At 34.0% G+C, this 25,508-nt stretch carries 31 protein-coding genes, 1 tRNA gene and 1 pseudogene; 11 read left to right on the top strand and 22 right to left on the bottom strand.

The features are described from left to right. Positions 1-21 precede the first annotated feature (21 nt). Positions 22-1,974 (top strand): acetate--CoA ligase, encoded by a 1,953-nt coding sequence (gene acs, locus NIL_RS02420; RefSeq protein ID WP_187648045.1) that lies wholly within the window; start codon positions 22-24, stop codon positions 1,972-1,974. 15 nt (positions 1,975-1,989) lie between these two features. Here the strand turns inward: acs and NIL_RS02415 are convergent, their stop codons facing one another. From NIL_RS02415 to NIL_RS02405, 3 genes are all read right to left on the bottom strand, one after another. Further along, positions 1,990-2,256 (bottom strand): hypothetical protein, encoded by a 267-nt coding sequence (locus tag NIL_RS02415; protein WP_187648044.1) that lies wholly within the window; start codon positions 2,254-2,256, stop codon positions 1,990-1,992. Between the two features lie 85 nt (positions 2,257-2,341). Further along, positions 2,342-2,599 (bottom strand): tetratricopeptide repeat protein, encoded by a 258-nt coding sequence (locus NIL_RS02410; protein ID WP_187648043.1) that lies wholly within the window; start codon positions 2,597-2,599, stop codon positions 2,342-2,344. Positions 2,600-2,705: 106 nt separating this feature from the next. Further along, complete coding sequence (locus tag NIL_RS02405) at positions 2,706-5,630, bottom strand: MutS-related protein (protein WP_246434459.1); 2,925 nt, start codon at positions 5,628-5,630, stop codon at positions 2,706-2,708. Positions 5,631-5,716: 86 nt separating this feature from the next. Between NIL_RS02405 and pyrF the strand changes: the two genes are divergently transcribed. After that, positions 5,717-6,400, top strand: a complete 684-nt coding sequence (gene pyrF, locus NIL_RS02400; protein WP_187648042.1) for an orotidine-5'-phosphate decarboxylase — start codon at positions 5,717-5,719, stop codon at positions 6,398-6,400. A 27-nt stretch (positions 6,401-6,427) separates the two neighbouring features. After that, a tRNA-Ser gene (locus tag NIL_RS02395) sits at positions 6,428-6,518 on the top strand. A 348-nt stretch (positions 6,519-6,866) separates the two neighbouring features. Here the strand turns inward: NIL_RS02395 and NIL_RS02390 are convergent. The 6 genes from NIL_RS02390 to NIL_RS02365 all read right to left on the bottom strand — a co-directional run bounded on the left by NIL_RS02390 (position 6,867) and on the right by NIL_RS02365 (position 11,430). Then, on the bottom strand, positions 6,867-7,682 hold the full coding sequence (locus NIL_RS02390) for an IS3 family transposase (protein WP_187648559.1): 816 nt from the start codon (positions 7,680-7,682) through the stop codon (positions 6,867-6,869). Then, positions 7,682-8,002 carry a transposase gene (locus NIL_RS02385; RefSeq protein ID WP_187647193.1) on the bottom strand — a complete coding sequence of 107 codons (321 nt, stop codon included), beginning with the start codon at positions 8,000-8,002 and terminating at the stop codon, positions 7,682-7,684. Before NIL_RS02385 ends, NIL_RS02390 begins: the two co-directional genes overlap by 1 nt. A gap of 160 nt (positions 8,003-8,162) precedes the next feature. After that, positions 8,163-8,987, bottom strand: a complete 825-nt coding sequence (locus NIL_RS02380) for a CheR family methyltransferase (RefSeq protein ID WP_187648041.1) — start codon at positions 8,985-8,987, stop codon at positions 8,163-8,165. Then, positions 8,984-9,544 carry a hypothetical protein gene (locus NIL_RS02375; RefSeq protein WP_187648040.1) on the bottom strand — a complete coding sequence of 187 codons (561 nt, stop codon included), beginning with the start codon at positions 9,542-9,544 and terminating at the stop codon, positions 8,984-8,986. Before NIL_RS02375 ends, NIL_RS02380 begins: the two co-directional genes overlap by 4 nt. Continuing rightward, positions 9,534-10,598: a chemotaxis-specific protein-glutamate methyltransferase CheB gene (gene cheB / locus NIL_RS02370; RefSeq protein WP_187648039.1), complete on the bottom strand. Its 1,065-nt coding sequence runs from the start codon at positions 10,596-10,598 to the stop codon at positions 9,534-9,536. Before cheB ends, NIL_RS02375 begins: the two co-directional genes overlap by 11 nt. 16 nt (positions 10,599-10,614) lie before the next feature. Beyond that, positions 10,615-11,430, bottom strand: a complete 816-nt coding sequence (locus NIL_RS02365) for an SIR2 family NAD-dependent protein deacylase (protein WP_187648038.1) — start codon at positions 11,428-11,430, stop codon at positions 10,615-10,617. A 64-nt stretch (positions 11,431-11,494) separates the two neighbouring features. On the opposite strand from NIL_RS02365, the gene NIL_RS11045 reads away from it, so the two are divergent. Further along, complete coding sequence (locus NIL_RS11045; protein WP_281389204.1) at positions 11,495-11,620, top strand: hypothetical protein; 126 nt, start codon at positions 11,495-11,497, stop codon at positions 11,618-11,620. Between the two features lie 40 nt (positions 11,621-11,660). On the opposite strand, the gene NIL_RS02360 is transcribed toward NIL_RS11045, so the two are convergent. Next, positions 11,661-12,083, bottom strand: coding sequence for a hypothetical protein (locus NIL_RS02360; protein ID WP_187648037.1), 423 nt, complete (start codon positions 12,081-12,083; stop codon positions 11,661-11,663). Positions 12,084-12,298: 215 nt separating this feature from the next. Here NIL_RS02360 and NIL_RS11110 point away from each other — a divergent pair, with 215 nt between their 5' ends. Both NIL_RS11110 and NIL_RS11105 read left to right on the top strand, forming a co-directional pair. Beyond that, entirely contained in the window at positions 12,299-12,454 is a 156-nt protein-coding gene (locus NIL_RS11110) for an integrase core domain-containing protein (RefSeq protein ID WP_187648036.1), read from the top strand. A 23-nt stretch (positions 12,455-12,477) separates the two neighbouring features. Beyond that, positions 12,478-12,543, top strand: a pseudogene (locus NIL_RS11105) (hypothetical protein); the annotation flags it as partial. A 64-nt stretch (positions 12,544-12,607) separates the two neighbouring features. Here NIL_RS11105 and NIL_RS02350 read toward each other — a convergent pair. The 3 genes from NIL_RS02350 to NIL_RS02340 all read right to left on the bottom strand — a co-directional run bounded on the left by NIL_RS02350 (position 12,608) and on the right by NIL_RS02340 (position 14,341). After that, a complete protein-coding gene (locus NIL_RS02350) occupies positions 12,608-12,925 on the bottom strand; it encodes a hypothetical protein (protein WP_187648035.1) in 318 nt (105 codons plus the stop codon). A 320-nt stretch (positions 12,926-13,245) separates the two neighbouring features. Next, positions 13,246-14,112: an alpha-glucan family phosphorylase gene (glgP, locus tag NIL_RS02345; protein ID WP_187648034.1), complete on the bottom strand. Its 867-nt coding sequence runs from the start codon at positions 14,110-14,112 to the stop codon at positions 13,246-13,248. Next, positions 14,078-14,341 (bottom strand): DUF3417 domain-containing protein, encoded by a 264-nt coding sequence (locus tag NIL_RS02340; protein ID WP_187648033.1) that lies wholly within the window; start codon positions 14,339-14,341, stop codon positions 14,078-14,080. The genes glgP and NIL_RS02340 overlap by 35 nt, the downstream gene beginning before the upstream one ends. A gap of 242 nt (positions 14,342-14,583) precedes the next feature. On the opposite strand from NIL_RS02340, the gene NIL_RS02335 reads away from it, so the two are divergent. Continuing rightward, positions 14,584-14,886 (top strand): c-type cytochrome, encoded by a 303-nt coding sequence (locus NIL_RS02335; protein WP_187648032.1) that lies wholly within the window; start codon positions 14,584-14,586, stop codon positions 14,884-14,886. Here NIL_RS02335 and NIL_RS02330 read toward each other — a convergent pair whose 3' ends face one another. The 6 genes from NIL_RS02330 to lpxB all read right to left on the bottom strand — a co-directional run bounded on the left by NIL_RS02330 (position 14,887) and on the right by lpxB (position 20,463). Beyond that, the gene (locus NIL_RS02330) at positions 14,887-15,522 is read right to left on the bottom strand and encodes a ThiF family adenylyltransferase (protein ID WP_187648031.1); all 636 of its coding nucleotides are present in this window, start codon (positions 15,520-15,522) and stop codon (positions 14,887-14,889) included. A 1-nt stretch (position 15,523) separates the two neighbouring features. Next, positions 15,524-16,309 (bottom strand): 5'/3'-nucleotidase SurE, encoded by a 786-nt coding sequence (gene surE, locus NIL_RS02325; RefSeq protein ID WP_187648030.1) that lies wholly within the window; start codon positions 16,307-16,309, stop codon positions 15,524-15,526. A 194-nt stretch (positions 16,310-16,503) separates the two neighbouring features. Continuing rightward, entirely contained in the window at positions 16,504-17,421 is a 918-nt protein-coding gene (locus tag NIL_RS02320; protein ID WP_187648029.1) for an AEC family transporter, read from the bottom strand. Continuing rightward, positions 17,418-18,314 (bottom strand): Gfo/Idh/MocA family protein, encoded by an 897-nt coding sequence (locus NIL_RS02315; protein WP_187648028.1) that lies wholly within the window; start codon positions 18,312-18,314, stop codon positions 17,418-17,420. The genes NIL_RS02320 and NIL_RS02315 overlap by 4 nt, the downstream gene beginning before the upstream one ends. An 8-nt stretch (positions 18,315-18,322) precedes the next feature. After that, a complete protein-coding gene (locus NIL_RS02310; RefSeq protein WP_187648027.1) occupies positions 18,323-19,426 on the bottom strand; it encodes a DegT/DnrJ/EryC1/StrS family aminotransferase in 1,104 nt (367 codons plus the stop codon). Further along, the gene (gene lpxB, locus NIL_RS02305; protein WP_187648026.1) at positions 19,423-20,463 is read right to left on the bottom strand and encodes a lipid-A-disaccharide synthase; all 1,041 of its coding nucleotides are present in this window, start codon (positions 20,461-20,463) and stop codon (positions 19,423-19,425) included. Before lpxB ends, NIL_RS02310 begins: the two co-directional genes overlap by 4 nt. An 83-nt stretch (positions 20,464-20,546) precedes the next feature. On the opposite strand from lpxB, the gene greA reads away from it, so the two are divergent. From greA to NIL_RS02290, 3 genes are read left to right on the top strand one after another with little or no spacing between them, the layout of a single operon-like run. Further along, entirely contained in the window at positions 20,547-21,035 is a 489-nt protein-coding gene (greA, locus tag NIL_RS02300) for a transcription elongation factor GreA (protein WP_187648025.1), read from the top strand. Positions 21,036-21,050: 15 nt separating this feature from the next. Next, positions 21,051-22,052 carry an N-acetyl-gamma-glutamyl-phosphate reductase gene (argC, locus tag NIL_RS02295; RefSeq protein ID WP_187648558.1) on the top strand — a complete coding sequence of 334 codons (1,002 nt, stop codon included), beginning with the start codon at positions 21,051-21,053 and terminating at the stop codon, positions 22,050-22,052. Next, on the top strand, positions 22,042-22,758 hold the full coding sequence (locus NIL_RS02290) for a UDP-2,3-diacylglucosamine diphosphatase (protein ID WP_187648024.1): 717 nt from the start codon (positions 22,042-22,044) through the stop codon (positions 22,756-22,758). Before argC ends, NIL_RS02290 begins: the two co-directional genes overlap by 11 nt. On the opposite strand, the gene NIL_RS02285 is transcribed toward NIL_RS02290, so the two are convergent. After that, on the bottom strand, positions 22,750-23,094 hold the full coding sequence (locus NIL_RS02285; RefSeq protein WP_246434457.1) for a methylenetetrahydrofolate reductase: 345 nt from the start codon (positions 23,092-23,094) through the stop codon (positions 22,750-22,752). The genes NIL_RS02290 and NIL_RS02285 overlap by 9 nt on opposite strands. 105 nt (positions 23,095-23,199) lie before the next feature. Here NIL_RS02285 and NIL_RS02280 point away from each other — a divergent pair, with 105 nt between their 5' ends. Continuing rightward, on the top strand, positions 23,200-24,363 hold the full coding sequence (locus NIL_RS02280; RefSeq protein ID WP_187648023.1) for an IS256 family transposase: 1,164 nt from the start codon (positions 23,200-23,202) through the stop codon (positions 24,361-24,363). A gap of 72 nt (positions 24,364-24,435) precedes the next feature. On the opposite strand, the gene NIL_RS02275 is transcribed toward NIL_RS02280, so the two are convergent. Together NIL_RS02275 and NIL_RS02270 are read right to left on the bottom strand one after the other, a co-directional pair. After that, entirely contained in the window at positions 24,436-24,969 is a 534-nt protein-coding gene (locus NIL_RS02275; RefSeq protein WP_187648022.1) for a ComF family protein, read from the bottom strand. Between the two features lie 35 nt (positions 24,970-25,004). Next, positions 25,005-25,502: a putative periplasmic lipoprotein gene (locus NIL_RS02270; RefSeq protein ID WP_187648021.1), complete on the bottom strand. Its 498-nt coding sequence runs from the start codon at positions 25,500-25,502 to the stop codon at positions 25,005-25,007. Positions 25,503-25,508 lie beyond the last annotated feature (6 nt).

Here is a 25,508-nt window from a genome sequence, read left to right as displayed (position 1 = left end):
CCATTTAATAAAGGAGGAGTTATGGAACAAGTACCTATTTTCGATCCTAGTGAAGAGATAAAAAAAGTAGCCAAAATAAAAAGTATGGACGAATACTGGAATTTGGTAAAAGAGGCCGAAAAAGATTATGAAGGATTCTGGGCTAAATTTGCAAAAGAAAAGATTGATTGGGTAGAACCTTTTGAAAAGGTCTTGGACGATTCAAACGCACCTTTTTACAAATGGTTCGTAGGCGGAAAACTAAATGTCAGTTATCAGTGTATAGATAGACATTTGGAAAAAAGAAAAAACAAAGCCGCCATTATATGGGAAGGCGAACCTGGAGATAAAAGAGTTATCACATATCTTGAGCTATATTACGAAGTTAACAGATTTGCAAATCTATTAAAAAACAGATTTGGCATTAAAAAGGGTGATCGTGTCGTTATCTATATGCCAATGATACCTGAGGCGGCTTTTGCGATGCTAGCTTGTGCTAGAATCGGAGCGATTCACTCTGTTGTTTTTGGTGGATTTAGCGCCGAGGCCTTAAGAGATAGGATAGTCGATGCTAAGGCAAAACTTGTTATCACCGCTGATGGCGCATATAGAAGAGGAAAACCTTATCTTTTAAAACCAGTTGTTGATGTAGCTTTAGCTAAAGATTGTGAAAGCGTAGAAGCTGTTTTGGTTGTTAGAAGAAACAACGAAAAGATTGATTGGCACGAAGGTCGTGACTATGATTATAATCAGCTTATCCAAAATGAAAGCGGAAAATGTGAACCTGAAATAATGGATAGCGAAGATCCGTTATTTTTGCTTTATACCTCAGGAAGTACGGGAAAACCAAAAGGTGTTCAGCATGCACAGGCAGGATATATTCTCTGGGCACAACTGACTATGGAGTGGGTTTTTGATATAAAAGATGAAGATACATACTGGTGTACGGCAGATGTAGGCTGGATAACTGGACACACTTATATCGTTTACGGACCTTTGGCCGCGGGTGCCACTACAATGATGTACGAAGGAGTTCCAGTATATCCTGATCCAGGTAGATGGTGGAGAATGATTGAAGAGTATAAAGTAAATCAATTCTATACAGCCCCTACTGCTATTAGACTTTTACATAAACTTGGAGAAAATGAACCTAAAAAGTATGATTTAAGAAGCCTAAGGATCCTTGGAACCGTTGGTGAGCCTATAAATCCAGATGCATGGCTATGGTATTTTAACGAAGTTGGCGGCGGAAAATGTCCTATAGTAGATACTTGGTGGCAAACAGAAACAGGAGGACATATGATAAGCCCACTACCTGGAGCAACTCCTATAAAACCTGGTTCTGCTACATTCTCTCTTCCGGGAATCTTTGCGGAAATCATCGACCAAGAAGGAAATAAAAAAGAGCCTAATGAAAAAGGATATCTGTGTATTACAAAACCTTGGCCTAGTATGATAAGAACTATCTGGGGAGACCCTGATAGATTTGTTAAGAGCTATTTTGGAACTTGTAAAAAAGATGGAAAACCTGTATATTTTAGCGGTGACGGTGCTATCTATGATGAAGAGGGCTATATCTGGATAACTGGACGTATGGATGATGTTATAAATGTTAGCGGACATCGCTTAGGAACAGCCGAGATCGAAGCCGCCATAGGGCACCATCCAAGAGTCGCAGAGTGTGCGGTTGTAGGAAAACCTCACGAAGTTAAAGGAGAAAGTGTTTTTGCGTTTGTAGTGTTAAAAGATGATGAAGGCTTAGCCGACGAAGTTGAACTCACAAAAGAGATCAACGAAGTTATCACTAAAGATATAGGGCCTTTGGCAAAAGCTGACGAAATAGCTTTTGTTCCTGGACTTCCAAAAACAAGAAGCGGTAAAATCATGAGAAGAATCTTAAGAGCAATCGCAAAAGGCGAAGAGATTAAACAAGATACTTCAACTTTAGAAGATCCTAGCGTAGTAGAAAAAATCATTCAAATAGTTCAAAAATAAGAGGCTTTTTGCCTCTTAAAACCCGCATTTACCGGAGTTACAACTTCCGGCACCTATGTTAAACTCCTCTTCATAATCACAACTTTCACATTTGTAGATTACGCTAGTTGTTCCGCTGCAACCGCCGTTTTTACTTCTTTTTACCACTATACTCTCTTTATCGCAATCAGGACAGATACCCTGCTCTATTTTTGATAGTTTTTCGCTTTTTTGTTTTAGATATAGATAATATGCCAAAATTCCTAAAATTGATAAAATCAAAATAACTATAAACATATACATAACTATAACCTTTTATTTTGTATATTGGTGTATTGGGATATATAAAATTATATTTACTATTAAACAAATAACCAATAACTAAGTTTCACTCTCTCCCAAATATACTCGAATCGGTACTTATAGTCTGCAGCATATATTTTGCGTCAATGCTTCCTCTTCTATCAGCTCTTTTCCACCACTCTATCGCCTTTTTTTTATCTTTTTGGACTCCATACCCTTCATAATAAAACATCCCCATATAATACATAGCCTCTTTGTCTCCATCTCTTGCAAGCTTTTCAAAAATCAGCATTGCCTCTTCGTATCTATCCTCTTCAAAGAGTTCAATCGCTCTTTTAAGCATATACATCCTTTTTAAATAGAAAAGATTAATTTATCTTTTTCTAATGTCTAATGTCCAATATCTATTTTCCCAATATACAAATATACCAATAAACCAATAACTAAAATTAATCAATTTCAATATAATGCAACTTTAGACCTTCTTCAGTCATAACAAAACCGCTGATTATCAGTTTGCCTTCATGAACCATTCTATGATGCTTGGAACATAAAGGTATCAGGTTAAATCTATGGTTTGCCTTAAAATGCTCTATGAAACCTCTATTTGCTTTGGATTTGGGCTCTATATGGTGTACTTCCTCAACTATCTCATTACAGATAGCACATTTTGTCAGATATAAGCTTTTATTGTATCTGCTTCTTCTTTTCCTTTTTAAAAGCTCCATTTCACTAAACTCTTTTGTAAGCTCTTTCCTTATCCTATAAGCTTCATCCAAAAATCTTTTATCCATGTGTAAAGCTTTTGCAAACTCAAGACCATACAAAGTACTTCCGCTTCCTATTTGAAGCTTTCTGTTATAGATGAGTCTATCGCTCTCTTCATCATAAGTAACTCCAAGATGCAAAAATATAATATTTTCTATCTCTTTTATACTCTTTATCTCTGTTAGCTGATGAAGGTGCGTAGCAAAGATAAAATATGAGCCTATTTCACTAAGTCTTTTTATAGCTGCGCTAACAATCGATAGAGCTGAATACGTCTCCGTCCCGTGACTTATCTCATCTCCTAAAATCAAAGAGTTTTTTGTAGCTCTGTTAAATATGTTTTTTAGTTCAAGCATCTCTATGGCAAATGTGGAAAGCCCTTTGTATAGATTATCTTTTGAGATAATTCTTGTAAATAGTTTGTCTATAAGTGAAAATCTCATATAAGCCGCCGGTACAAAAAAACCAGCCTGCGCCATAATTACTGCAATTCCTACACTTTTCATAAGAGATGATTTTCCGCTGGAGTTGATACCGTAAAGCAATATTCCCTTAACCTCTTTATTATCACTCGCTTCCAAAGTTATGTGATTATGTTCAAGATCTTTTGGAATTACGCCTAGTAGGAGATCATTTGGTATATATATGCCGTTCTCTTCTCTAGACTCGATAATAGGATGGCGAAGTCCTATAAACTCTAAAGTCTCACTCTTGCTGATAATAGGCTTGGTATAGTTATAAAGCACTGCACTTTTAGCTCCACTTATGGCAAAGTCCAATTCTCCTATAAAAGTTATCAATTTTTCTAAAAGAGCACTATATAGTCTTTCCAACTCACTTAAAGTATCTAAAAAACTTTTTTTAACAAGCGCTACTAGTCGAGAATGCAAAGTGGTATATTGGCCTGAAAGCTCATCTATCAGTTCAGAGGTTATCTTGACGCTATTTTTCAATCTTTTGTAGTTAAAATCTTTTAAAAAGTAGTGCTTGTTGTCAATAGTAACAAAACTTTTCAATAGCTCTTTTTCGATAGCTGCGAATCTGTTTTTGGTAAGTGTCAGGTAAAATCCTTCGCTATCGAGCCAACCTATATTTACGTAATCCTCTTCCAAATCAAAAAAGGAGGAGATATGTTTTTTTATAGTTTCTAATTTTTCAAGTACATCCTTTATCTCCTCTTCTATCTTATCTATAAAAATATTTACACCAGGATTAAAAATATTCCCAGCTATCTGGTCTCTTCTATATTTAGCACTCTCTTCAAAATCAAAAATTCTTTCCAACTCTTTTCTAAATCCATAAACCTCATCAATTGAAAAATTTTCTATCCCTAAACTATACTTTTGAACCTCTTTAAAGAGTTTCTCAATAGAGTATAAAGAGGAGTGGAGATAATTTATCTCAAAAGGGTGTATTTTTTTCAGTTTTATTCTTCTTAAAATCCTCTCTATATCGTAAACCTGTTTTAAAAGCCTCTCAAATTTAGGATAATCCTCCAACAAAGATTCAATCAGTTCATATCTTCTATTTAGCTCTTTTTCATCCATTATAGGATTTAAAAGCCTCTCTTTTAAAAGCCTTTTTCCTATAGGAGTCGAGGTTTTGTCAAGAAGTTTTAAAAGAGTCATCTCGTCTGGGTCTCTTGAGATGATATTTAGCTGCTCAAGAGCGTTGTTTCCAAGATAGACAAAGTGTCGATTTCCCAAAAATACAGGACGATTAAGCTTTTCAATAATAACCGGATCATGTTCGATGATAAAATCTAGCAAAAATGCAAGAGTTTCACTCGCATAAGGATATCTCTCAAGATCTAAATACTCAATAGGAGTCAAAATGGAGTTTATAGAAAAAATTTTTGCAAACAGTTCGTTTTGGTAACCTATCTTGACTCGTTCTTTGTTTTCGTTAAAAGTGTAGTGATTCTTAATCTCTAGATAGTTGTATATAAACTCTTTGTCAGTATCGGTATCAAAAGTTATGACTACTTCTGAAGTATTGTAAGTTTGCAAAAGATTAAATATCTCATCCAAAGCGTAGGTTTTGTCGTCCCTCGTAGAGTAGATCTCGTTTACAAAACATTTGCCGGTAGTAACATCAACTGCCGCATATCCTCCATAATATATCCCTCTATTTTCCCCTATAATCAGCGAAACTATGTAGTTTTCCGTAGGCTCTACTTGATAATCGAAATTTGTTCCCGGAGATATTATGTTTGATATATATCTTTTTACATTGGGAGGCTCCCCTTTTTGTTTAACTAAAACGATAGTATATTTTTTACTCTGAACTAGACGATTTAGATATCTCTCTAATGCGAAATTTGGAACTCCGGCCATTAAAGGATTGGCTACGGAGTTTTCCAAAATCGATTTGTTTTTTCTAGTAAGCTGAATATTTAAAAATTCGGCTATCTCTTTTGCTTTACCGATTTTAAACTCTTCGTTATTAACCTCGTAAATTTCAAAAAAGGAGCCAACCTCCATAAGCACTACGGTGTTTTGACCATATTTAGCCTCAAAAACTTTTTGAAGTTCAAAATAGATATCCGTTAAAAGTCTCTTTTTGTTGTTTAAAAGTTCATTAAGCTCTTTTGTATCGATATCCAAACCGGTTCGCCTTTGTTCTTACTTAATATAAATATTATTATATCGAAGCTTTGGTATAATTTCGATTATTTGTCAAAAGGGAAAAAATGAAACTTTGCGTCGCTTTAGACCTTCCAACTAAAAAAGAAAATATCTCCTTGGCAAAAGAGTTAAAAGAGTTCGACGTTTGGTTAAAAGTAGGTTTTAGAAGCTTCATAAGAGACTCTAAAGAGTTTTTATACAAACTAAAAGAAATAAACGAGAATTTTAAAATTTTTCTAGATCTAAAACTTTACGATATTCCAAACACTATGGCCGATGCCTCAGAAGAGATAGCAAAACTAGATATAGATATGTTCAACATACACGCAAGTGCGGGTAAAAAAGCTATGAAAGCCGTTATGGAAAGAATCAAAAAATTTGAAAAAAGACCTCTTGTTTTGGCAGTAACCGCTTTAACATCTTTTGATGAGGAGAGTTTTAGAAAAATTTACGGTAGTCCTCTCGAAGAAAAAGCTAAAGAGTTTGCTAAAGACGCTTTTGAATCAGAACTAGACGGGGTCGTTTGTTCGGTTTTTGAGAGCAAACAGATAAAAGAGGTTACATCAAAAGATTTTATAACTTTAACACCCGGTATCAGACCTTTTGGTGAAGAGGCTGCAGATCAAAAAAGAGTAGCCGATATAAAAAGCGCTAAAGAAAATCTTGTCGATTTTATCGTGGTAGGAAGGCCTATCTACAAAGCCGAAAATCCAAGAGAGGTAGTAGAAAGGATATTGACAAATCTTTAAAATTAACCTATAATTTCATTCTCATTCGGACAGGTGGGTGAGCTGGCTGAAACCACCTCCCTGCTAAGGAGGCGTATCCGTAAGGGTACCGCGGGTTCGAATCCCGCCCTGTCCGCCACTATATAATTCAATTTCTTTCAAACTTATTTAAAAATCTCTTTTTTAAGGCCGATTAGGCTTACTTATCTTCTAAATCGTTTTATAAAATTCTATGTAAAACTAACATTTTTTAGAATTTATTTCTATTATGAAAATTTGCCTTGTTAACAAGTAAACAACATCTATAGGTCCAAAACATTTATAAGTTTCTCTATAGCATCTTTTCTTTTTTAAAGGTTCCTATTTAGATTTAAGAGCCACTTGCAGATTAGTAAAAATCACCTATGATTTAAGCTAAATTGAATTTTAAAAAGTTAAGTCTGCCTTCACTATGTTATAATTGTAATGACCCCTTTTTCCTGCACACCTAAGCTACTAAACGAAACACTTCTGCGGGCGTTTTGTACTGCAGCGCTGAATGCTTTCGTTTTTGATTGTAAAAATTGATCCATTCTCCAATAATTTTATTAGCCTCCTTGAGTGATTTGAAGTTATAGTGCCAGATACACTCTTCCTTGATGGTTCGGAAGAACCTTTCAATCATACCATTTTGTTCAGGAGTGTAGGGAGTAATAAATTCCTGAGTAAAATTATAATCTTTGATTGTTTTGGTGAATGATTTGCTGCTAAAAACTAGATCATTGTCGCTTCGTAATACAATGGGCTCTTTCAATCGCTGGAGTCTTCCGAAACGGTAGATTAGATCTTCTTGCAAAGCTGCCTCTGCTGTGTTTGCTTTACCGCTTTTTGAGAGTCTCCATCCAACGATTTCACAGGTACAAGTATCAATCATGCAAGCTAAAGTACTCCAGCCATCATTGATACTGTAGATGCGGGTCATATCGATTGCCCATCTTTGATTGGGATAGTGTGAACGTGAAGGCATCATTTTGGCTCTTGGCCTATGCCCTTTGGAACGCTTTCTTACCTGCCAACTTTTTAGTTGCAGAATGCACTGCACTGCTTTTTTGTTCATTCCAAGCAGCAAAGCTAAACGACGATAGCCATACGTTGGAAACTTTTCAATCATCTCTTTGACTTTTTTAACACGCCCTTCATCTAGTTTTTGCATTCTTTTAATTGGTTTATAATAAAAGCTCCTGCATGGAAGTTCAAAAAGAGAACAAAGCTTTGTGATGCTGATTGAGTAACCTTCACTTCTCATCTCGCTCTGAACTTGCATCACTTCTTCTCTTTTCCGAACAGAGCGTCGTACTTTTTTAATGCGATATTCTCCAATGTCAATTCACCGATGACTGCCTTCATATCTTTTATCTTCTCTTCATATATAGCAGCAATATCTTTAGGTCTGGCACGAAGCTGATTCTCCATATCTCTGCGTGCATCTTCCATCCACTCCTCTATTTCCCCAGGCGTCAAATCATACTTTCTCGCAACTTCAGTTACTGTTGTTTTTCCTTGAAAAATATCCATAACGATGGAAGCTTTCTTTTTTGCTGTAAAACGCTTTATCTCTTCTTGATTTTTATTTAATTTCTCCATTTTTGTTGACCCTTTTGTTTCTTACTCTTTATGTATTATATCCTGTGCAGTTGGGTGGGGTTAGGATAGAGATAACAAAAGGTCCAAAACCTTTTAACAAAAAAAATGTTCACGTTTTCGCTAACGAATTAAACGCAATACTGTTTAAACTTTTAAAAAATTAAACCTTTTTATAAACTATACTATCTTCAAGTTTGATTCTTTTAAAAAGCTTCATATCTTCAGGAACTTTCTCCGCATGTCCTAAAAGAAGATATCCTCCAGGTTTCAATATCGAATAAAAAGATGCAAAAACCTCTCTCCTTGTTTTATCATCAAAATATATCAACATATTTCTAGAAAATATAACATCGAAGCTACCCAATCTTTTTAATGAATAAAAATCAAGCACATTCGCCATCTCAAATGTCATATTTTTTGAGATCTCATTTTTAATTTTATATACAGTTCCATTAAAATCAAAATATTTTCTCAATAAATCTGAAGGAATTTTACTAATACTTCTTTTTGTATAAACTCCTCTCTTTGCTTTTTCAATCATAACCTTATCTATATCAATACCAATTAGAGCTATATCTCTTTTTTCAATTATTTTTTCTTCTTCCAATATGTAAATAGCAATTGAATAGAGTTCTTCACCGGAGGAACATGGCGCGCTCAAAATCTTAATCGACTCTCCTTTCGGTCTTAATTTATCTAGTTCAGGCAATAAATTTTTAATTAACGCTTCAAACTGATACTTTTCTCTAAAAAAGTATGTTTCATTAACAGTTATCAAACTAATAAAATCTTGTAATAGCTCTTTATCTTTTTCAAAAACCAAAGTACTGTAAAAAGATTCAAAACTTTTATATTTTGCTCTATCGACAAACTCCTCAATCTTTTTTCTGTAAATATTTAATAATTTATTATCATCCATATATATACCTGTTTTAACGGCAATTAAGTCTCTAATCTTTTTAAGTTGCTCTTCACTTAGTTTCATTCTTTTTCCTCTAAAGTACGATAGCTATTTTTAAAACTTTTAAAATCCTCTTCATCATAGATTTTAAAAAAATCCAGTAAAGACCTGCTTGTTTCCAATATTTCCTCTTTAAATTTTTTGAGAAACATTCTTACCTCTTCACAATCACCTCTCTCTAAAAAAAGCTCTATATGTTTTTTGGTTATCTTTAAATCTTTAAAAAAATAATTAAACTTAAAAGTCTCACAACAATCTATAATATATATAAAAGCTTTAAAAGATAAATAATAATTACAAGAACAAAGCATCTTTTTTAGAAGTTCTTTATCTTCTTCTCTTTTTATACAATCCATTCTTGAAAAAGTATAGTCAATAAACTCCTCTCCACCCTTTTCAAAAAACTGTGATAGTATATTTTTTAATAAAAAATAGTACTCTTTATGAATAATCATATAATCTATCGCACTAAAAACTATATCTTTATCGTAATTGCGCAAATTTTCTATATAAACTCTTGCCTCATCAAACTCTTTAAATCTAGGAATCTTTACCCCGCCATCTACTTTTTTAAACGCCATTTTGCTCTCCAAACTTGATAATTTCTTTTAAAATATCTTCAAAAGGTAAAACTTTGACAGTTCCACCTCTAACATATGCTTCTTTTGGCATTCCATAAACCGTAGCGCTCTCTTCGCTCTCAGCAATAGTATAGGCTCCAGCTTTTTTCAAGGCAACCATTCCATCCGCGCCATCATCACCTATACCGGTCAATAAAATAGCCATAATGTTTCTAGGCTCCATCACTTCCAATGCACTAAAAAACATCTCATCTACACTCGGAACAAAAAATCTTCCGCTACTGTTTGGTACGAGTTTTATAACTATCTTGTCATCATTTTTTCTAAAATGAAGATGTTTTCCACCTTTTCCTATTATCATTTTTCCTTTCATTAAAACTTCTCCACTTTTTGCCTCTACTACCCCTATTTTACTAAGAGAATTAAGTCTTTCGGCAAACTTAGACGTAAAACTAGTTGGCATATGCTGTACAACGCATACAGGATATGGATAATCTTTAGGCAAAGATACGGCTATCGTCTCTATAAGTTTAGGTCCTCCGGTTGAAGCGCCTATTAAAACATATTTAGAATCATCCCTAGCTTTGAAGTCTTTAACCTTAAATGGCTCAACCTTTTTTTTAACTTGAGATTTCCTTTTCATTAAAGATAGTTTGGAAATCTTCATAATATCTAAAACTTTCTCTTTTAACTCCTCTTTAATCTTTTGAGGATCAAGAATAATAGAACTTTTTCCACCAGGTTTGGTTATATATGTAAGCGCTCCCAAATCTAAAGCTTTAAGAGCAATTTCACCGTTTTCTACCGCATAGGAACTGACAACAATTACTCTAGTGGGTTTTTCTCTCATCAACTCTTCCAAAACCAAAAGACCATCTTTTTTAGGCATCTCAATATCTAAAGTTATCAGATCGTAATTCTCTTTTAAAGCTTTATTTAAACCTTCTTCTCCATCTTTGGCAACGTCAACTTCAAAACCTAGTTCTTGTAACTCTTTAGATAAAAATCTTCTTACTAACGCCGAATCATCTATTACCAAGGCTTTCTTAGCCACAGGCTCTCCTTTGTAATTAGTTTTTAATCGCGCTATAAACCTTTAATATCATTTCTTTAGCACCAAGAGGCAACGATATCGCATTAAATGGAACATTGTGGTCTCTAGGATTTACTCTAATTAATTTAGCATTAAAATTTTCTGCAATCCTTTCTCCCATCAATCTAACGGTAGGTACTGCTATTCCTGCTCCAAACTCCAAAATTACCAGACTTTTATAGGATTTATCTAAAAAAGTCTCAAAACTTTTTCTTTGAGCTTCGTGCCTTATATCCACCCAGTTCCAGTCATCAAACATCAAAATATTAGGTCTAGCTATCTCACCGCAATGTATACATCTAGGTAAAGGCTCTTTGGCTCTGAAATTTTCGTTATCTATACATATCTCAACATTTTCGGCACTCCAAATATCCTCACAACAAGGTTTTGTGCACTGCAAATAATGAATAGAACCGTGCACCTCTTCTATCTTTTTATCGCTAAATCCTGCCTTTTGAAACTGACCGTCAACGTTTGAGGTAAAAACGAAGTAATCTTTTTTGCTTTTTGCAATCTCTAAAAGTTTTAAAAAACCTTCATGCGGCTTGGTTTTTCTATAAAGATTTAATCTATGACCGTAAAAAGCCCAAGCCAAATAAGGATCTTCTTCAAACCAGTAGGGATTTGCAAGTTCTTCAAAACTTAGTCCAAGCTTTTTAGCAGCGGGATATGCTCTCCAAAAACCATCTTTACCTCTAAAATCAGGAAGCCCGCTATCCACACCCATACCAGCACCGGTAGTGATTAGAAGATAGTCACAATCTTTTATGATTTCGGCAATTTTCTTTATCATCGCTATTTTCCGATTTTTAAGTTTTTTTCATTATAATAAATAAGAAGTAAATTGAGGCTAAAAAATGAATAAAAAAGATTATATAACAGCTTTGATAATTTTTTTAACTCTCATTGCGGGTGTAATGGTTGGAAAATTTATCGCAATGAAATATGCTACACCTAAAGAACAAAACACAATCTCCAAATAAGCAGCTATCTTCAAATCTCATATTTTAACGCTTTACTTAGTTATCTATTTTTCCAAAAAGCGATACTGCTCAAAAAAAGAGCAAAGGAAAGAGACAAATCTAAAGTTCCAACACTTACCAAAAACCAGAAGTTCCCATGAGAAAGGTGCGAAAGGTAGGCTCCTAAAGAGATAACAAAAACTAAAAAAAGAAAAAAAGAGGGTTTATAAAACTGCCATATTTTAGGTTCTTTCAGTTCATTGATGCGCTTTAGGTTTTTTTCACAACTTTTTATAAAAATATATTTTACTTTCAAAATCCCTATAAAAAGCGCGAAAACAAAACTCCAAAATATTACAAATCTCTCTTTGTTTAAGTCAGCTGCCTCTACCAACAGAGAAAAACCTTTGAAAAATAGGACAAAAGCTCCTATATACCAAACAATGGCCGCTAAAATTTTTAAGATAAATTTGGTTGTTTTCATAATAAGTATTGTAAAGAAAAGTTTTTAAATAAAGATTATATTAAAGAACTATACTTATATGTTATACAAAAATTTTATGATTTAATTTTCAAATACACCGCACTCAAAGGCGCAAGTTCAAGACTCAAAGAGTATTCAAATTCAAAAAACTTTTCTCTTTTGGCCTTTAATACTCCATTGAACCTACCTTTCCCTCCAAATGCTTATCATCGCTATTGAATATCTCTTTATACTCTCCAGCTTTCATCAAACCTGGATCTCCCTGGCAAAATGCCTATGTAGAAAGCTTCAATGGAAAATTCATAGATGAAAGCTTAAATAGAGAGTGGTTCGCAAACAGAAAAGAGGCCCAGGTTATCATTGAACAGTAGCGGAATACTACAATAATAAACGGCCACACAGTTCATTGAATAATAAGCCACCATCCATCTGCAATAGAGAGATGCAAAACGCCGTTTAGTGCTGCTTTCATTCCGCTTATTCCGCATGCTTCAAGAGGAGGAAAGGGAGTATTTAGCCATACATCAGCACCTTTTGTCAGTATCTTTGCACAAAGCTCGCCATAATCTTCTATAAAATGCTATTCTTCCTTTAAACATTGGGCTCATTGCAATCTGAAAGACTTTTTGAAGTATCTTTTTGTCTTCTATATCCGCTAGATGAGCTTTACCGGTAAAAATGATCTGTACTGACATAGAAGGGTTGTTTACAATTTTTTCGAGTCTTTGAATCTCATACAAAATTAGTTCAGGTTTTTTGTATTTTGTACATCTTCTTGCAAAAACTATTGTAAGTACGTTAGGATCGAGCATAACTCCTTCTGCCATGGCGATTGAGGGCATATCTTTTCTTCTGCCCATTTTCTTTGATTTTTTCTCTTGCATGATTAATCAGTTTTGCTTTGTATCTACAATGAATATTCCATAAACATGCATCATCAATATCTTCGATTTTAGGCCATAGATCTTCATTGTCACAAATATCGCTTCAATCCTTTGAAAATATAAAGTCTTCTTTCTCTTTGAATTTATTGTTTTGCCATAAAAGTATATGAACACCGTTAGTTATATAATCAATTTTTTTGCCTCCTAGAAGCGTTTTCCATATCTCGTTTGAAACTTCTTTATGCTTTGTGCTTACGGCATTTGTATATCTGCATACTTTATAAAGATAAAGCCGTCATATTAAATCCGCTAGATGGATTGTCAGGGTTAAGTCCTAAACTCATAAGTTTTTCCATATCTATTTTCATATCTTGCGCAAATTTACTAAAATATCTTCTCATCAAATCAAAAGAGTAAACATCAGTTGCTGCCTGTAAAGAGGTGTGTATAGTAAATATCGAACCTTCTTCCACAATTTTTCTTGCTTCTTCAAAATCGCACCCATCCTCTACAAATTTTCTCATCCTCTCTAGCAAAGCAAAAGCGGGATGACCTTCATTTAAGTAAAGTATAAAATACTCTATTCCAAGAGCTCTTAAAACTCTGCATCCTCCAATACCCAGTACTATCTCTTGTCTTACTCTTTGGTTAAGGTCTGCTGTATAGAGTTTGCTTGAGATATGTCTGTCCCAAGGATCATTTTGTTCTATATCGGTATCGAGTAGATACAGAGAAACCCTTCCCACATTAACTTTCCAGACAGCTACATAAACTTTAGGAGTGATATAAGGAACTTCTAAAATCATATGATTTAAATCTTTATCAAGGACTCTCTCTATAAGCGCAGCGTCTCTGTCAACCGGTTCACTTACACCATTTTGCCAGCCATCTAAACCGATTACCTGTCTTATATATCCATGCGGATACATAAAGCCTAAGCCAATTATAGGCAGATCCATATCGCTACTCTCTATGAGTATATCGCCCGCCAAAAATACAAGACCGCCGGCATATACAGGTATTGAATGATGCAAACCATATTCAGCGCAAAAATATGCGATTGGCAAAGGTCTTTGTTCTATAAGATTTTTTTTATGTTCTAGGTAGTCTCTAAACAGAGCATATACATGTGTAGTCCCTAACAAAACTTTTCTCTTTAGATAGTTGCAAAAGTCTTTTTTCAGAAACTCTTTTTAAAAGAAATATAGGATTGCTCCCGCTATAGTTCCAAAGGTATGGATCTATTCTTTCAAAAATCTTTTCTGCCTTGCTATTCCAACTCCACCATAGATTTAGCGCTATTTCGCCGATACCTTCTATCTCTTTTGGAAGTTTGGGCATTAAAATGTTTATTGAGGAGCTAGTTGCAGGCATTTGTCATCCTTTTTAAAAATATCCTTAGCAGAAGATAGCGCTTCTTATAAAAGCTTATCTAAAATAATTGCATATTTACTACTTAATATTGAGATTTATTTGGATTTTTTATAGAACAATTTTAAAATATTCATTAAAAATAGTCTTGAACTATAATTTATTATTATAACTAGATAGTAAAATTAATTTGTAATTTTTTAAAAAATGTTATACTTCTTTAATCTTAAAGTAAAGGTAAAATGATGAAAAAACTTATTTTACTGATGATTAGTCTAATATCTATTTCCCTATTTGCTAGTGACGGCGCTAAGATTTTTAAGCAAAAATGCGCAGTATGTCATGGTGAAAATGCACAAAAAAGCTCTTTAGGCGTTAGTAAAATTATAGCCGGTTGGCCCCTAGAAAAAACTATAAAAAAATTAAAAGAGTACAAAACAGGAAAACTTAATCAGTATGGTTTTGGGAATATGATGAGAAACAGAGCCACCAAACTTACAGAAAAAGAGATGCTAGCAGTTGCAAAATATATAGAAAGTCTTAAATAGTTAATATTTTAAAACTCTTTTTATAGCATAAGAACAGAGTGTAAGCCCAAAACTGCCAGTTACTCCTACAAAACTTCCCTTCTCCTTGCATCGCGGCTCTTCTGGAGAGAAAATTGCTTGATAATCTCCTTTAAAACCCGCTTTTTTTAACTCGTATCTTATCTTTTTTGCAAAAGGATCGCCGTAAGTTTTCCAGATTGAGGCCACCTCTATCTTAGTAGGATCGCATTTTCTAGCGCTTCCTGTAGAAGATATAAGTTTGGGATAGGCTTTTTTTGCTATAGCTATCTTTGCTTTTATATCATCTATCGCATCTAAAACAAGATCATATTTTGAAAAATCAAAACTATCAACCCACTCCTCATCTATTTTAGCCTCTATCGCATTAATACCGGGATAAAGCCTTTTTAAAACTTCTACTTTTACTTCTCCTATATTTTCACTACCTATCTGCCTATTTTGATTGGTTATGTCGTATCTATCAAAATCTACAATAGTTATATCTTGAACTCCGCTTCTGTAGAGGCAGTCAAGACAAAAACTTCCTACGCCTCCTACGCCCAAAAGTAAAATCTTTGCATTTTTAAATTTTTCAAAATCGTCTTTGAAAAGCAGTTTTACTCTGTCAAATCTCATCTTATATCCAATTTTTCAGTTTTTCCATCTCTTCATAAGCTGTTAAATCGGCTTTTACAGGAGTAATAGAGACATACCCCTCTTTTACGGCCTCAAAATCGCAATCTCTTTTTTCATTTACTCTCCATTCAAGAGGATGAAGCCCTAACCACCAGTACTCTAGTCCTCTTGGATTCCTGTGAAGATGGGCATCGTTTGCGTAGAGTCTATATCCGGCTCTTGTTATTTTATAGCCTTTGAAACTTTTAGGTTTTAAAGGAGGAACATTTATATTTAAAAATTTTCTATCACCTACTGGCATTCCTTTGTTTAAGATTTTAGTAGCAATATCTTTTGCTACTATTTTGGCCAATTCATATCCTATCTCAATCTCAGTTTTTTCACAGTTCGAGTTGCAAACCTGGCTAATAGCTATTGAAGGGATTCCGTAAAGCGCGCCTTCCATTGCTGCTGCGGCCGTACCGGAATAGGTGATATCCTCCCCCATATTTGCTCCTCTGTTTATTCCGCTTATGATGAGGTCAGGTTTTACATTTTCCGGATAGAAAGCGTTTAACGCTAAATATACACAATCTGTTGGAGTTCCGTCATCTAATTTATAAAAATTGTCATCGATTTTTATAAACCTAAGCGGTTTCGTTAAAGTAAGGCTGTGTCCGCAGGCGCTCTTTTCGGTGGTAGGAGCAACAACTAAAACTTCTCCCAACTCTTTTACCGCCTCTATCAAAGCTTTCAGCCCTAATGATTCAAATCCATCGTCATTTGTTATCAAAATTCTTTTTTTCAAAAAACTCCTTTTTTTGAAATTGGATATTGGGTATTAAGAATTAAGAATTAAGAATTGGGAATTCGGATTTTTGGTTAAGTGGTTGAGTAGTAAATTAACACACACTCACACCCACACATTCACTCCAATGCATATTACCAATGACTCAATGACTTAATGACAAATAATTTCGTTGCAAATTATACCAAAGAATTTTAGCTTTTTATAAGAATATGAATAAGCGGAAGATAAAGAAAGATAAGCCCCAAAAAAATCAAAGAGGTACTAAAAACTGCCGCCGTTACCTCTTTTGGCCTACATTCATAAAGTGCAGATAGATTTACGTTTGTTACAGCTAAAGGCATTATACACTCCATAAACAAAATAGCTTTTGAGAAAGGCTCTATAGGGAGATACTTTATGATGAAAAAAGATAAAATTGGAAGCATAAGAAACTTAACTATGTTTATGGAGATTTGGAGTTTTATATTTAACTCTTTTATCTTAACTGAGTATAGATATATACCAAAAATCATCAACTGAACAACTATACTAGCGTATGCGCCCATCTCCAAAGATCTCATAAAAGCCGGATGAATCTCTATTTTTGCTAAATTAAAAATAATAGCTAATATAGCAAACCATAAAATAGGTAGTTTTATTATGTTCAATAAAGATTTTTTAACATCGAAATTTCCTCTTGAATAAAAGTATACCCCTAAAGTATAAACAACAAAAACATTAGCTAGATTTATCATAGTCGTATAAGGAATAGAGCCTTCGCCAAAAATGGCTATTCCTAGAGGAATGCCTAAGTTCCCCGTATTTCCTATAACTCCCGCTACTGTAAAGATAGATCTATCTTTTGTATTAGTGAAAAGTTTTTTTGAGATTAGAAAGTTAAAAAATATAGCCATCAAAGATATAAGAATAAAAAATAGAGGAGTTGATAAAAGATCAAAATCCAAATCTTTTTTTAAAAGTCCCCAAAATGTCAAAAAAGGCTGTAATATATATACAGATACAAGCACAAGGCTCTTTTGATGAAGTTTGTCCTTGAAAAAGAGTTTTACTAGATATCCAATAAGAATAAAAACATAAACCGAGAGCAAAGAGAGAGCTGTCTGGATCATTTAGGCAACACAACCTTTAAAGTCTCTATACTATCTTCTATAGAGGCTAGATTCCCTCTATCTCCGCTTTTTATATACTCGACAAAAGCCTCCAACTCTTTTAAAAGAGGCTCATCTTTTTTTATGTGTAAGTCTCTTACTCTGTATGAATTGTTTGTCTGATAATCTGAAAACTCTTGCAGCGTTTGAGCTATGAGATCCGCTTCGAAATATACTTTCGCACAAGCAACTTCAATTTTTCTTCTTTTAAAAGGGGTCAGCCAGTTAGTTGTTATACTTGCAATTATGTCATCTTCAAGTAAAAAGCTCAAAACCGCGTTATCTTCATAATGGTTATGAATCTTTTGAGATTTGAAGATAGATTTATCCAAAATATCTTTTGAAGTTATATATCTTATCAGATCTATATCGTGTACGGCCAAATCTGTTAAAACTCCTACATCGCTAATTCTAGGAGGAAAAGGTCCCACTCTAGTTATCTCTATGGTGTAAATAGTTTTACTTTTGAGTTCTTCTTTTAGATTTAAAACTGCGGGATTAAATCTCTCCACGTGACCTACGCAACTTTTCAACCCTCTTTTTTCTACAAAATCCAATATAGTCTCAGCATCTTCGATTTTTGAAGCCGCAGGTTTTTCAATAAAAAGATCCGCACCGTAAGAGGCTACTTTGAGTGCTACATCTTTATGTAAAAAAGTTGGAACCGCTATAATAGCTGCGTCAATCTTTTCATTCTTAAACATTTCATCAATATCGTTATAAAAAGGCTCTTTAAAAGAGCTATATTCAACTACGTCACAAAGTGCGATCACGTTTACTTCGCCGATGTTTTTCAATACTCTGTAATGGTTTTTCCCCATAGAACCGAGACCGATTATCGCAATATTTATCATCTCTTTTCCTAAAATGCTTTTGATAATGTTTTTATGATGTAATCTTGATCTTCTATACTCAAAAACGGGCTCATAGGAAGACTCAAAATCTCTTTTGAAACCTTTTCAGCTACAGGAAAATCTCCCTCTTTATATCCTAGATACTCAAATGCTTTTTGCAGATGAAGAGGTTTTGGATAGTGAATAGCCGTAGGAACTCCGGTTGTTTTTAATTTGTTTACGATCTCCTTTCTTCTATCAGGGACCCTTATGGAATATTGCGCATAAACGGAGGTTCTATCCTCTTTTATGATAGGTGTTATTACAAAATCTTTTAGATGTTGCGTATATCTTTGTCCCAGCTCTATTCTCTTTTTTACTTCATCATCAAAATGTTTCATTTTCACTAAAAGTACTGCGGCTTGAATCGCGTCTAATCTTGCATTTAGACCAATCACCTCATGCTCGTATCTTTTGCTTTGTCCGTGATTTTTAAGTATAAAGATCTTTTTTGCTATCTCTTCATCATTAGTAAAAACCGCTCCTCCATCACCATAGCATCCGAGCGGTTTTGAAGGAAAGAAGCTAGTACAACCTATGTCGCTTAAGTTGCAGCTTTTTTTGCCTTTATATTCAGCGCCGAAGCTTTGGCAGGCATCCTCTATCACATAAATTTTCCCTGAAGCGTTTTTGGCTATCTGGTTGATCTCCTCCATATCCGCTGGTTGACCGTAAAGACTCACAGGAATGATCGCTTTTGTTTTTGAGGTAATCTTCTCTTCTATCTTTTTGGGATCTATATTGTATGTTTTTTCATCTATATCCACAAATACCGGTTTAGCTTTTAAAAAGGAGATAACCTCCGCAGTTGCTATAAATGTAAAGGGTGTGGTTATAACCTCGTCTCCCTCTTTAATCCCTATCGCCATTAAAGCTAGTAAAAGTGCGTCTGTTCCGCTGCTACAACTGATTGCAAATTTAGAACCAGTATAATTTGCAAGTTCTTTTTCTAAAGTAGCGACCTTTTCCCCTCCGATAAAAGCGGCCTTTTGCATAACCTCACCTATCGTCTTATCTATCTCTTCTTTGTAGGCCATGTATTGCGTTTTTAAGTCGATAAACTCCACTCTCATAACTCTTCCTTTAGTATTTGTGCCACTCTTTTTGAACTTCCGTGCTTTAGATAATCTCTCAGCAGGAGCGATTTTTTGAAAAACTCTTTTTTATCAAAATTTTCGTATGCCTCTAATAGATTTTTTGATGATACCTCATTTTGAATAAATTCCGGATGAATTGTCTCGTTAAGTAGATCGTTCATAAATATATTTGCCAACCCTACATAATCCAAATTAACAAGAGTTTTAGCTATAAAATAATCGATAGGTTTTGCTATGTAAGCTAAAATCAGAGGCGTTCCTATAAGAGCACTCTCCAAAGTAGCGGTACCGCTACAGATAAAAGCAAATTCCGATTTCATAAGAGCTTTGTGAGGCTCTTTCGTTATCGTAAAATCTTCTAAATCACCATAAATCTCTTTTATATCGTTATCACTGAAGTGAGGTGGTATTACGAGTAGCGCCTCTTTGTTTAACTCTTTTCTAACCTCTTTGAAAACCGGCATTAATCTTTTTATCTCGCCTCTTCTGCTTCCTGGCATAAAAGTTATAAAATCTGACTTGGTTAGAGATGTTTTAAACTCCTTTATCTCATCCAAAAGAGGATGACCTACATACTCTATCGGTGCGTTTTTGGAGTAGTACTCTTTTTCAAAAGGTAAAATGGAGCAAAGCCTGTCTACATACTTTTCAAGCTCTTTTATCCTTCCTCTTCTCCAAGCCCAAGCCTGAGGCAATATATAATATATTATCTGGGTATTTGGATATCTTTTTTTTATCTTTTTTGCCAAAGGTAGATTAAACCCGGAAGAGTCTATAAGCAAAATTTTGTCCGCATCTTTTGCCAAAGAGACCATCTCGTTTTGGAGTTCGTAAAAAAGAGGAATTTTTTTAAATACGTCCGCAAAACCCATAACCGAAATAGATTGCAGGTCTATAATTGGTTCTTCCAAAGTTTTATCGAAGATTCCATAAATTTTGCAATCTATATATTTTAAAACCTCTTTAAGATGAACATTTGCAGATTTTTCAAGAGCACTAACGACTATTTTCATCATATCTCCTAAAAGTTGATATAATTATACAAAAATTATTAAGAAACTATAAAAAATTATAGGTTTTAAACGAAGGAGAAAAAGTGCAAAAAGAGCCAATGACGGAATATGGATATAAAAAACTACAAGATGAGCTAGAAGCCTTAAAAGAAGAGAGACCGAAAGTAGTTGTAGAGATTGAAAAAGCGAAAGAGCATGGAGACCTAAGAGAAAATGCCGAATATCATGCGGCTAAAGAGAGATTGGGATTTATTGACGCAAGACTTGCGGAACTTAGCGATCTGCTATCCCGTGCTCAAGTTATTGATCCTTCAAAACTTCCTCATGAGAAAGTGAGCTTCGGCTCAACCGTAAAGCTTTTGGATATAGAAGAGGATGAAGAGATAGAGTACACTATAGTCGGAGCTACAGAAAGCAATCCTGAACATGGACTTATATCTTACAATACCCCTCTAGCTAGACAGCTTCTTGGAAAAGAAGAGGGTGATGAGATAACAGTAAAACTTCCAAAAGGGGAGATAGATTTTGAGATCTTAGAAGTATATTACAAACCTATTAAGTTTGATAAATAAGGAGTTTTTTTGAATATCAGATGTGCGGTAGTCGGAGCAACGGGATATACAGGACTTGAACTTATCAAGATACTTCTTAATCATCCTAAATTTAAGTTGGTTTATCTTGGAAGCAGTGAAGACCAGAATACTAAAAAGGTTTTTCCAGCTCTAGACTCTATTTTAGATATGCCTATACATAAAGCTGATCCACAAGAGATAGCAAACTTTTGCGATCTTGCTTTTTTAGCTCTTCCTCATAAAGCCTCCATGAGTTTTGCAAAAGAGCTTTTGGATTTGGGTGTTAAGGTAGTAGATCTATCTGCGGATTATAGACTTAAACTTGAAAATTATGAAAATTTTTATACTTCTCATATCGATCAAGAGCATTTAAAAGATGCAGTATACGGTCTTCCGGAAATCTATAAAGAGAAAATAGAAAAAAGCCGACTTGTAGCAAATCCCGGCTGTTATCCTACGGCAACACTTTTATCGCTGATACCTTTTTTGCCCTTTATCGATCCTAACGCTCCAATTTTTGTAGATGCTAAAAGCGGCGTAAGCGGTGCTGGTAAAAAGTGTAGCCAAAACACCCATTTTATTACCATAAATGAAAATATTTTTGCATATAACCCTATAAAACACCGACACTCTATAGAGATAAAAGAAAAATTACATGAATGCTCCGGCAAAGATTATGAGATAAACTTTGTACCTCATCTTCTTCCAATAACTAGAGGAATGCTTGTTAGCTGTTATGTTACGTTAAAAGAGGAGATAGAGCCAAATCAAGTTTTAAAAGAGTTTTATAGTGATGATATTTTTGTTAGAATCAAAGATAAACCTGTAGATGTAAAATCAGTTAGCGGAACTAACTTTTGCGATATTTTTGCTGTAAAAAACCAAAAATCGCTTTTTATCTCCTCGGCTATCGACAATCTTTTAAGAGGCGCAAGTTCTCAAGCTATAGTAAATGCAAATATAATGTTTTCTTTTCCAGAAGATTTGGGTATTCCTAAAATTGCCTATGTTCCGTAATATCAAAGAGAGCGCTATTTTTGTAGCGGACTCCCACGTAAACGAAAAAAACAAAGATAACTTTTTTTTATTGCTGCAAAAGATTGAGGAGTTAAATCCTCCGCAAATATTTTTTATGGGAGATATTTTCGATCTTTTGGTATCTGAAGTTAAAAGCAGCGTAGATAAAAACATAGAAGTTATAAAAAAGATGGATATGATTGCTAGTAAAATACCTAGTTACTATTTTGAAGGTAATCACGACTTCTCTTTAAAAAGTGTTTTTAAAAATATAACAGTTTTTGAAAGAAAAGAACAGCCTTGTTATTTTTTATATAAAGATATAAAAGTTGCACTATCTCACGGCGATATTTGGACTACGAAAAGATATGAGATATATATAAATGTTTTACAAAACAAAACAGTTTTGAGAATTTTATCTTTTTTTAACAAGATAGTTAACGATTTTATAGCAAAAAAGATTCAAGAGTATAACTATTCTAAGAATCTATGCAAAAAAATAGAAAATTTTGAAAATATTATAAAAGAGAGAGTGAAAAATTATAAAAAAAATTATAAAGATGTAGATATGGTTATCGAGGGGCATTTCCATCAAAATGTAGAATTAGTCTTTGATAATTTAAGATATATTAACCTTCCCTCTTTTATTTGCGGAGGAAAATATGGTGTTTTTAAAGAAGGGAAGATTGTTATAAAGTCACTCTAGAATTTTTCTTGCCAGATCAAATTTGTTTGCCGTCATTATGTGTATTTTAGGATGAAAGTCCAAAATTTCGTTAAAAAGTTTTTTACTCATCTCAAACCTAACTTTAAACTCCTCCTCTTCACTTATTTTGTTGGCTTTATATAGTCTATCTATCCACTCCTTAGGGACGTTTATACCCGGAACGTGGGAGTGGAGAAACTGGGCAGTTCTAAGTCTGGTTATAGGAAAAAAACCTAAAATAAGTTCAGACTTTGCTTTTTCGTTGCTAAATGGATAGTGTACACTAAAGTTCGCAATTTCACTTGAAGACTCTTTTTTAGATTTTGAAATCTTCAAAAGAGTTGGATAGACTTCCCAGTGAGGAACAAAGCAAGTAGGAGGAAGCCAATCTAAAAGAAATAATAGCAAAAAATAGATGAAACAAAAATATTCAAAGAGATAATGACACAGTTTGTAGTTGATGAAGATCCACTTTTATCAATGATGAAATGGATGATGGAACAGTTGATGAAGATTGAGTCCGAGATGAAAGTTGGAGCTAAAAAAGGTGAGCATAATAGTGAGAGAAAAAGCTATTTCAGTGGTTATAGACCAAGAAGGTTCGATACGAGACTAGGGACAGTTTATCTTATGATTCCAAAGATAAGAAAAGGTGGCTACATTCCCTTTTTCATCACCGAAAAGAGAAGAAGTGAACAGGCTCTGATTTCGATGGTGAAAGAGGCATACGTCAATGGAATATCAACAAGAAAGATAGAACGTTTGGCAAAAGAGCTTGGAATCGAGAATATCAGTGCATCACAGGTATCACAAATCAACAAAGGGCTAGATGAACAAGTAGAAGAGTTTCGAAACAGACCACTGCAAAAAGAGTATCCCAACGCAAGGGTTGATGCTTTGTATGAGAAAGTGAGAGACTATGAAGGAAGAGTGGTATCTACCGCTATTATGATAGCTTATGGTGTAACACTAGAAGGCAAAAGAGAGGTATTGGCAATAGAGCCATTTATCAATGAGTCTTATGAAACTTGGAGAAATTTCTTTGAGAGACTCAAAGAAAGAGGATTACAAAAAATAGCATTGCTTATCAGTGATGTACATTTAGGGAAAAAGGCTTTCAAAGAGAGTTTTATTGGCGCATCATGGCAACGGTGTAAAGTACACTTTATGAGAAACATTTTAGCTCATGTTCCACCTAAAGCAAAAGAAAAATTTGCAGCAAAACTCAAACAAATCTGGCTGCAAAACAGCAAAAAGGAAGCTTATCTTATAGCCCAAGCTATTATCGATGAATATGGCAAAAAATTCCCTGAAGCTACCCAAGTGCTTCAAAATGGATTGGAAGACTCTTTGCAGTTTTATCACTTCCCGCAAATTGATAAAAGGAGGATAAGTTCGACAAATGTGTTAGAAAGAATCAACAAGGAGATTAGAAGACGCTCTAAAGTAGTATCTGTTTTTCCATCAAGAGAGTCCTATATTAGACTCATTACCACATACTTGATGGAGTACACTGAAGACTGGGAGATTGAGAGAAGCTATATTCATCCACAAAAGCTTCAAGAGGTGATGGAAATCTATGAAGCGCAGCTTAAAGCTGCTTGATATCCAATGAAATACAACTTGCTGGAAAGTAAAATTGCGAACAAAACTTGACAGTATCAATACAAAAGTAGTTCATTCTCTAGCATCTGCCAAAGTAAGAGCAAAAAGCGGATTTGCTTTTTGCTTTACTACTTCATAGGCTTCTTTTAAGGTAAGGCCGGTAGTTACAATATCATCAATAATAATTACATCAACGCTTTGCGGACCAATATAGTTAAAATTTCTTGGATTTTCCACTCTATATTGATAGCTTTTTGCCGAATATGAAACACTATTTTGTGCTATAAGTGAGTTGTATAAAGGTGCAAGATATCTGCTTTTCATCGCTTTTGCAAGTATCGCCGTATGGGAATAGTAGTCTTTAATTCTAGTATCAACAGGCAAAACATAAGCCTTTTGCTTAAACTCTTTAGAAAACAGACAAAAAGAGTTTTTAGCTACTATTTCATAAACAAAGCTTCCAATAAAAGTATGTTTTGTCTTAAGAAGCGTTTCTATATTTTTATATTTATAAAAAGAGATAACATAAAAATCTTTAACTAACTCTCTTTTTGATATTGTAGGTTTCAAAAGAGCATTTTGACACTTTTGACAAATATATTTCATAGTTACACTTGAGCAAAGAATACACCTCATTTATCTTATTCAGCTATTGCTTTTATTACAAGTCTAACTCCTTCAAATATGATTTTTTTTGCAAATTCGCTAAGCTCTTGGGAACTTTTTATAGGATTTATCCATTTAGCTTCATCTATCTTTACAATTTTTGTAACCGTTACCCCTTTTTTATATACAACTACTTTTGCTACAAACCTTCCCTTTACATTTTCACCAGTAAGTTTGGATTTATCATAAGTAATAAAAAGTTTTTCTATATAGATTTTAGCCTCTTTTTCTAAACCTCTTTTGGCAAGTTCATTTTTTACTATATCAGAAACATTTGAAGAGATTGTTATATCGGCAATTATTTCTCCTTTAGAATATATATAACCTATAACCGAATTATTTTCTCTTTTATCGTAAACTTTTATTTTCGATTCATTTTGAATATTAGAAACCGGAATATATATATTTACACCTTTGGATGCACAACCCGCTATAAAAAATATGGCTAAAAATAGAACCGTCAACTTTTTCACATTAAG

Source organism: Nitrosophilus labii (assembly GCF_014466985.1).
Lineage (GTDB): Bacteria > Campylobacterota > Campylobacteria > Campylobacterales > Nitratiruptoraceae > Nitrosophilus_A > Nitrosophilus_A labii.
The sequence above is the reverse complement of the archived record's forward strand: the minus strand, read 5'-3'. Positions and strand labels throughout refer to the sequence as shown.